Raw genomic sequence first — 2,941 nt, forward strand, 5'->3', positions numbered from 1 at the left:
GGGCCTCGGTCTTGCGGCGAATGTCGCGGATGATCCGGCCCGGCCGGCTGCGCAGAAGGCGCAGCTGTCGCTGATGCCGGTTGAATTGTTTGGCATGAGTGCGGATTCCGATCGATGTCGCCCAGGATTCCGAGATGATCTCGCCCACCATTCCGATTTGAAGTCGCCCACCCGTTCCGAGATGATGTCGCCCACCATTCCGGGATGATGTCGCCCGGGTATCGAGACCTCTTCTGGCTCCCATAGGGTCAACCTTTCGGTTTTGCGAAGGGGGACCCTGGATGCCGACGGAGAGGCTTGCGATGCGCCGTGTGCGCGATGTGATCAGGATGAAGGCGGCTGGGCTGCCGAGCCGCGAGATTGCTCGGCGGATGGGCGCGGCGCCCTCGACAGTGCGGCTGACCATCCGGCGGTTCGAGGCCGCAGGCCTGAGCTGGCCGTTGCCCGACGAACTCACGGACGCGGCCCTGGAGGCCCACCTGTTCGCCAAGACCGGCAACGGTAACCGGCAGGGTCATCGCCGCATCGCCGAGCCCGACTGGGCGGCGGTGCACCGCGAGCTCAAGCGCAAGCACGTGACGCTGTCGATCCTGTGGGAGGAGTACATCGGCGCCGAGCCCGGCGGATACCGGTACTCGCGCTTCTGCGAGCTTTACCGCGCCTGGGAGGGACGCCTGTCGGTGACGATGCGCCAGGCGCACGCGGCCGGCGACAAGCTGTTCGTCGACTACGCGGGCGACGGCGTGCCGGTGGTGGTCGACCGCCTCACCGGCGAGCGGAGGACGGCGCAGATCTTCGTCGCCGTGCTCGGCGCCTCGAGCTTCACCTACGCGCAGGCGACGTGGACGCAGGGGCTCGCCGACTGGATCAGCGCCCATGTTGGCGCCTTCGCGGCGATCGGCGGCGTCCCGGCGCTCTTGGTGCCTGACAACACCAAAGTCGCAGTCATCAAGGCGAGCCTCTACGACCCGCAGATCAATCGCACCTATGCAGAGATGGCCGCGCATTACGGCACGGCCGTCTTGCCGGCGCGACCTCGCAAGCCGCGCGACAAGGCCAAGGTCGAGCAGGCCGTCCTCATCATCGAGCGCTGGCTGCTCGGCCGCCTGCGCCACCGCGTCTTCTACAGCCTCGCCGAGGTCAACGCAGCGATCGGCGAGTTGCTCACCAGGCTCAACGAGGAGCGGCCGATCCGGCGGCTCGGCGTGACGCGCCGCCGGCTGCTCGAGGAGATCGACCGGCCGGCGCTCAAGCCGTTGCCGGCGAGCCCCTACGTGCTCGCCGAGTGGCGGATCCGCCGCGTCAGCCTCGACTACCACGTCGAGGTGGAGAAGCATTATTACAGCGTTCCGCATCGCTTCGCGCGTGCCGAGGTCGAGGTGCGGTTCACCGCCCGCACCGTCGAGATCTTCCACAACGGCGAGCGGATTGCCGCGCATCAGCGCATGAGTGGCAATCACAAGCACACCACCGTGCCGGAGCACATGGCCTCCAGCCATCGGCGCTACGCCGGCTGGACTATCGGGCGTATCCGTCAGGACGCCGCCGCGATCGGGCCGGCAACCAGCGCATTGTGCGACCTCATTCTCGACGAGCGCTCGCACCCCGAACAAGGCTTCCGCGCCTGCCTCGGCATCCTCAGGCTCGCCGCCTCCTATGGGCGCGAACGGCTGGACGCGGCGGCTGCGCGGGCGATCGACATCGGCGCGCGCACCTATGGCTCGGTCAAGTCGATCCTCGCCAACAATCTCGATCGGCGTCCCGCTCACCAGCGCTCCGCGGACGATGCGCCGATCCTGCATGCCAACATCCGCGGACCGCGCTATTACAATTAGGAGATCGTCCCTTGCTCACCCATCCGACCCTCGACCGCCTCAACGCCCTCGGCCTCCACGGCATGGCCAAGGCCTTCGCCGACATCGAAGCCGCCGGTGAGGCTGGCAGCCTCGGTCACGCCGAATGGCTTGCTCTGCTGCTCGAACGTGAAGCCTCGCTGCGGCACGACAAACGGCTCGCCACTCGCCTGCGCTACGCCAAGCTGCGCCAGCAGGCATGCGTCGAGGACATCGACTATCGCACCCCGCGCGGTCTCGACCGCCCGCTGTTCGCCAAGCTTGTCGAGGGCCGCTGGAGCGACGACCACGTCAATCTCCTGATCTGCGGCCCGGCAGGCGTCGGCAAGAGTTGGCTCGCCTCGGCGCTCGGCCACAAGGCCTGTCGCGACAATCGCTCCGTGCTCTATCAGCGCGTCCCGCGCCTGTTCGACGATCTGGCGCTCGCCCGCGGCGACGGTCGTCACCCACGCCTGTTGCGCGGCCTTGGCCGTGTCGATCTGCTGATCCTCGATGATTGGGGGCTCGAGCCGCTCGATGCCGGCGCCCGTCACGACCTCCTGGAAATCCTCGAAGATCGCTACGGTCATCGCTCCACCATCGTCACCAGCCAGCTCCCCGTGGACCAGTGGCATCTGCTCATTGGAGATCCCACCTATGCCGACGCCGTGCTCGATCGCCTCGTCCACAATGCCCATCGGCTCGACCTCACCGGTGAGAGCCTGCGCCGAACCCGGCAATCCGCCCGAAAGACCTGAGCGCTGTGGACATGCCGCTGCGCTTGGACAACGCAATCGCGTTGCCCACATGCCCACAGCAATCGCAGAAGAAGAAAAAAGGTTGAAGTCGCGATTCCAGATTGACCGCGCGGCTTGACCGATGCCAGAGAACCAGCCGGCCAGAACGCCTCGCCGCTGGGCGAGATCAAATCGGAAAGGTGGGCGACATCGTCTCGGAATCCACGGGCGACTTCATATCGGTACGCCTGGGCGACTTCGTCGGAATCGGCAGCATGAGCGTAGCGGCCCGCCATCATTGCCGCGCTTTTGGCCACGCGAACATAGGATTGCCGGAGCCTGACCCCGTGCTTCCTCGCCAGGCGGTTCAAC

2 protein-coding genes are annotated in these 2,941 nt (G+C 66.7%); both read left to right on the forward strand.

Annotation, left to right across the window (positions count from 1 at the left end; all coding sequences use genetic code 11):
• Positions 1–302: 302 nt before the first annotated feature.
• Positions 303–1,835, forward strand: a complete 1,533-nt coding sequence (istA, locus tag IVA87_RS07965) for an IS21 family transposase (RefSeq protein ID WP_247333289.1) — start codon at positions 303–305, stop codon at positions 1,833–1,835.
• 11 nt (positions 1,836–1,846) lie between these two features.
• Entirely contained in the window at positions 1,847–2,590 is a 744-nt protein-coding gene (gene istB / locus IVA87_RS07970; protein ID WP_247333288.1) for an IS21-like element helper ATPase IstB, read from the forward strand.
• Positions 2,591–2,941 lie beyond the last annotated feature (351 nt).

It is taken from the genome of Bradyrhizobium sp. 147 (genome assembly GCF_023073935.1).
Lineage (GTDB): Bacteria > Pseudomonadota > Alphaproteobacteria > Rhizobiales > Xanthobacteraceae > Bradyrhizobium.

Bases quoted from the DNA above. Each gene is read 5' to 3' on its own strand.
- istA (WP_247333289.1), top strand. From the start codon at position 303: ATGCGCCGTGTGCGCGATGTGATCAGGATGAAGGCGGCTGGGCTGCCG.